We start from the raw sequence: 4,746 nt of genomic DNA, 5'->3' as shown, positions 1-4,746 counted from the left end.
GCGTAGAGCTGATGACCATCATGGATGAGTCGTTAGTGCGTTTAAAAGATCCATTCGATGTTGCGCTAGTCGAGTTCGTTAACGGTGTATTTAGCAATTCATCAGCGTTACCTGAGTTATTGCAAACTGTGATGGAGAAATCTTCTCCGCAATACTTAGAATCAACCAGAGTGCCATATGTACACTCTTTGTTTATTCCATTTGTGAATGTGTTTGTTGCCATTATCGATGGCGATGAGGCACATTATCAAGAGGCACTGAGGGATGCGTTAGAGGCGCATTACCAGTTCTACATAAATGAAGATGTTCGCTATTCGCCAAAAGGAAATGTTTCTCTGAAACTGACTGGTCTTGCTGCATTAGCATACGATAAGTATGGCTGGACGATTCCAGAAGCCGCATATTTACCTAAATGGCTTGTTTACGGTGAGCATGATCTTTGTTCTGCGTAAATCACTCTTAAGTTAAATCTATGTCCAACCGGAGGTTCAGCACGGAGGCATACGCAGAAAATACATCGCGAAAATGCAGTTTACGCCTCCGTTTTAACAAGTTACATTGTTGAAGCTTTGATTCAAAGGACAGAACAATGAGTGCCCACCTAAAACAGCTTTGTCATATCCATCTCTCTGGTAATAAAGAAGATTCTCCAGCCGAACACTTTGCGAAAATGGCAAAGTGGTGCGAAGAGAACAACGTAAATCACGATGTCTACGGTGAGGGAGAAACGATTCAAGCGTTCGAGCAAAAGGTTGCCGATCTGCTGGGTTACGAGGCAGGGCTTTTTGTTGTAACAGGGACGATGACGCAGCCAACGGTGCTTGAAATTGTCACAAGACAAAAGCGTAATCCTATTGTCGCCATGCACGCATCTAGCCATATTCCGGTGCATGAAAAACAAGGCTATCAGCTTCAACATCGCTTTAGTATTTTGCCAGTAGGGAACCCTTATCAAACATGGAAGCTTGAGGATCTCACTGCTTGGCCGGATGAAATCGCAGCCGTTCTTTATGAACTCCCGATGCGAGAAATTGGTGGTCAGCTACCTTCATGGCAAGAACTGGAAGAAATCAAAGCGTACTGCGCCGAAAACAAAATTCATCTCCATATGGATGGCGCAAGACTTTGGGAAACCGCAGCTTACTATCAGAAAGAATACCGCGAGATCGCCGCTGGTTTTGATACGACCTATGTTTCACTTTACAAAGGCATCAACGGCATGGGCGGATCTATGTTGCTTGGCTCAAAGTCGTTCATTGAACTGGCTTCAATGTGGATGAAGCGGCAAGGTGGCAACCTCTATCACAGAACACCTTATGTGGTGTCTGCGGCAATGCAGTTTGATGAAAGGTTGTCACAAATGCCGGCTCTGTTTGAGCGAACAAAACAGATCTACAAGATCATTGAAGAGTTCCCATCTTTGGCGGTGAGACCAACCCAGCCTCAAGCAAACATGTTGCACCTTATCCTGCCATTTAGCTGCGAAGAGTTGAAAGAACTCCAACACACGTTTGCCACGGAAAAGGGCATTTGGTTTGGTAACCCGCAAGTCACGGCACATCCAAATCAATCGATTGTTGAATGGTATATTGGTGACTACCTGCTCAATCTTGGTGATGACGAATTAAGGTCGTTTTTCAATCAGTTACTCGGTAAGAAGGCATAAACTTATCAATATGCGAGCTTACTAACACGCCATACGCGACACTTCATGTATTCTTAATTGAAGCGAAGAAGAGGATTTATCAATGTCAAAAAGCTCCAAACTTCACAATGAAGACAAACTGGTTAAGAAGGCACTAGAGATTGGTGGGAAGATGGCGAAGCTACAAGGCTTTGACCTTCCTCAGTCACCACAACCTCTAAGAGTAAAAGCGATTTACCTATTCTTGGTTGATGCCAAACAGATCACCCCATTACCGGAAAGCAAGCTAGACGGCGCAAGCATCAAACACCGACTGGCAGTCTGGATACACAGTGCATTGCCAGACAATGACCCTCTAAAGTAGAAAACCTCATAAGTCATATAGGTCATTAATTAACTAGGCGAGCCAAATGGTTCGCCTTGTTTGATCTTGGCGAGTGCACCGAGGTCTTTTGGCGTGGCGGTATCATTGATTTACAAAACAAAATCAAAAGGACTAAAGATAAATCTCGAGAAGCGCTACAATGCAGGTGTTGCGAGAGTGCAACCAAGATTACTCATTTACAGAAGCCTTGAAGTAACCATACATGTCTAAAGATTTCGAATTCACTACAGAATACATACTCGACAAACCTTTCTTTGCTGAGTGTTATGATCAAACTAGCCAGCCAACGAAGTTCCCACAAGCGTACCTAAAAGGGATGCTGTTTCTTATCTTTGGTGTGGTTTTATTGGAGTTTGAACTGCTACCTAACGGTTATGTCGGTTGGTTCTTTATCGTATTGAGTGTGATTGAAGCGTGTAGCGTTTACTTCAAAAGAACCTGGTGGCTATGGCGTCAAACCATCAGTTCAAGCCGTGGCAGCAAAGTAGTGTTTGAAGTTAATGCAGATGGCGTGCGCTATAAAAGCGGTAAAATCGATCGCAGCCTCGCTTGGAGTGAAATCGACCAACTCGAACAAACCGATTTGGGCTTTATCCTTCACCTTGGTAAACAACGCCAATACATCAGCAAATCTTGCTTAAACGAAGAAGTGATCGCGTTTATGGTAGAGCAGCACGCAGCATCAAAAGCGAGCTAACCAGCTCATATCAAGCTGGAATGAGCGATCGAAAAAGTAGGTGATATATGATCGAACATTGTAACAAGTATATGGTCGATTCTGAATCAATGGGGTTTGATGTAGAAAGCTAATAAGGCTTAGAGGTTTCTCTTTCGGACATACTGCTTCGGTGTCATGCGCGCAATCTGCTTACACTCTCTAGTCATGTGTGCTTGATCGGAAAAACCTTGCTCCAGCGCCAACTCCGATAAAGTAAGATCGGGTTGCGCTCGGAGTTGCTCTAAAGTGTGCTTCACTCGTTTAATGCGTTGGTAATGTTTAGGAGTAATCCCCAACCATTTCTGAAAATTGCGCTCTCTCTGGCGCTGACTGATGGTCCCTGTAGGTTGGTCAATAATGTGGCCGACATACTGCGGTTCATATTCCTCAATCAGTGTTTGAACCCAGCGATATAACGTAGAAATCCTTGCATATGGCGAACGCGCTGTTTGCAGAGACTCAAATGTTGCTAGTGCAGAAGAAGCCAAAGGGTGGTCGTCTTGAATCCGCAATAGCTGTTCTAGACGTTTACCAAATAGTTGATAACCAACAGCAGGATGAAAGCGTACGCCAGTCATCACCGCGCCTGGCGGTAGGCAGACCTGATGTGCCAGAATGCTTATAGGTAGTAGGACAACCCCTGGTGTTTGCCACTCACCATCCATTTGTACTTCATTCTGTAAAATGAATACCACACCTGTACCAGCATCACTGAGTAATTGTTTACGTACGGCTTGCGTCGTATCAGGTTTGACGGATGCTGACCAAATGGCTTGAACATGCCAGCTAAAGCCTTTTGAGGTTTTAAAATATCAAATTCTAAGTTCAAATGAATCATCCTATTTAACTCAACTTAAAATGAGATAGTGATACACATGTACTTTTCATCCTATTAAGTTGAGGTATAAGCAGTGACTTATAAGTAAAAACTGTCAGATAGAATTATCTAGGCTTATAGTCTCCAACCTTTGGCTTAAATGCCTTAACTATTCGGTTCCAACTATTGATCGCGTTGATCGCAATTGTTAGGTTGACCATAGCTTCTTCTCCGAAGGTATTCAAGGTCAGCTGATAGGTATCATCATCTACTGGTAGGCCAGCAGTTAGTAATTCAGCCCAGCCAAGCGCAACGTGTTCTGCATCGCTGTAGAATGGCATATCTTTCCATGCACTAAGCCCCCATATGCGTTCCGGCTTTTCACCTAACTTAAGCGCATCTTTACTATGCATGTCGATACAAAATGCACATTGATTGATTTGCGATATGCGTAACTTAACCAGTTCCCATATGATCATGTTCATAGTTTCTGATTGGCTAAATTGTTCATGGAAGTAAGCTTCCTGAGCGTATAGGATTTCTATTGCTTTTGGCGCTACTTCAATATAGTTGAGTCGTTTTTTCATGGTCATTCTCCTCTGTTTTTTACATAGTAAAAAACGCTCTTAGCAAAAGATTGAAGATTTTCGACATGCACTCAATAAAGTTAGATAAAAGAGTGCACGACGAAAGCGAAAAGTGTACCTATTGGAAACCAAGAAAACTTATGCCAATTAACAAAGTATTGCTCTAAATAATGGACTTAAGGTTGGCGTCTATTTTTACTCCACCACCTTCCGTAAACGAGCAAAAGGTGCTGAGTTACCTATATACACACCAGCCGCAACGATAAAGACGCCTAAAACATTTTCCCATTGAGCCTGCTCACCAGAAATGAACGAAATCAGTAGAGTGAATACCGGCATAATATTAAATAATGGAGACATCTTATCTGGACCAAGAACGATAGCGCCTTTCATCCAAAAGTAATAAGCAATCAAAGTTCCAAACAGGCTCATGTAAGCTATTAATGCTAGGTCTTTAAATGTTATGGCATTTAAGCTACGGCTAAAGTCGCCGTGGTACATCGCTATAGCGACCATTTGAATGGCACCAATACTTAACACCCAACGTAACTGCTGAGTTACTGGGATATGAGATGTTAAACGCTTCGCTAGAAT

At 43.0% G+C, this 4,746-nt stretch carries 7 protein-coding genes; 4 read left to right on the top strand and 3 right to left on the bottom strand.

Features of this window, described 5'->3' with window-relative positions; genetic code table 11:
• From CAG68_RS19555 to CAG68_RS19540, 4 genes are all read left to right on the top strand, one after another.
• On the top strand, positions 1-452 hold a 452-nt coding region (locus CAG68_RS19555; protein WP_161441545.1), incomplete at its 5' end, for an Imm49 family immunity protein.
• Positions 453-589: 137 nt separating this feature from the next.
• On the top strand, positions 590-1,666 hold the full coding sequence (locus CAG68_RS19550) for a threonine aldolase family protein (RefSeq protein WP_086047427.1): 1,077 nt from the start codon (positions 590-592) through the stop codon (positions 1,664-1,666).
• 82 nt (positions 1,667-1,748) lie between these two features.
• Positions 1,749-2,009: a DUF5062 family protein gene (locus CAG68_RS19545; protein ID WP_005376453.1), complete on the top strand. Its 261-nt coding sequence runs from the start codon at positions 1,749-1,751 to the stop codon at positions 2,007-2,009.
• A 223-nt stretch (positions 2,010-2,232) separates the two neighbouring features.
• The gene (locus CAG68_RS19540; RefSeq protein ID WP_161441544.1) at positions 2,233-2,727 is read left to right on the top strand and encodes a YcxB family protein; all 495 of its coding nucleotides are present in this window, start codon (positions 2,233-2,235) and stop codon (positions 2,725-2,727) included.
• 119 nt (positions 2,728-2,846) lie between these two features.
• Here CAG68_RS19540 and CAG68_RS22430 read toward each other — a convergent pair whose 3' ends face one another.
• The 3 genes from CAG68_RS22430 to CAG68_RS19525 form a co-directional block, all read right to left on the bottom strand.
• Complete coding sequence (locus CAG68_RS22430) at positions 2,847-3,443, bottom strand: helix-turn-helix domain-containing protein (RefSeq protein WP_337250518.1); 597 nt, start codon at positions 3,441-3,443, stop codon at positions 2,847-2,849.
• A gap of 247 nt (positions 3,444-3,690) precedes the next feature.
• Positions 3,691-4,152 (bottom strand): carboxymuconolactone decarboxylase family protein, encoded by a 462-nt coding sequence (locus CAG68_RS19530; RefSeq protein ID WP_046876053.1) that lies wholly within the window; start codon positions 4,150-4,152, stop codon positions 3,691-3,693.
• Positions 4,153-4,347: 195 nt separating this feature from the next.
• A partial coding sequence (locus CAG68_RS19525; protein ID WP_161441543.1) for an EamA family transporter occupies positions 4,348-4,746 on the bottom strand: 399 nt, incomplete at its 5' end.

Origin of the sequence: Vibrio sp. V42_P2S4T144, from assembly GCF_009904715.1 — a bacterium.
Taxonomy (GTDB): Bacteria; Pseudomonadota; Gammaproteobacteria; order Enterobacterales; family Vibrionaceae; genus Vibrio; species Vibrio alginolyticus.
This window is presented reverse-complemented; position numbering and strand designations above follow the sequence as displayed.

Bases quoted from the DNA above. Each gene is read 5' to 3' on its own strand.
- CAG68_RS19550 (WP_086047427.1), top strand. From the start codon at position 590: ATGAGTGCCCACCTAAAACAGCTTTGTCATATCCATCTCTCTGGTAAT.
- CAG68_RS19545 (WP_005376453.1), top strand. From the start codon at position 1,749: ATGTCAAAAAGCTCCAAACTTCACAATGAAGACAAACTGGTTAAGAAG.
- CAG68_RS19540 (WP_161441544.1), top strand. From the start codon at position 2,233: ATGTCTAAAGATTTCGAATTCACTACAGAATACATACTCGACAAACCT.
- CAG68_RS19530 (WP_046876053.1), bottom strand. From the start codon at position 4,152: ATGAAAAAACGACTCAACTATATTGAAGTAGCGCCAAAAGCAATAGAA.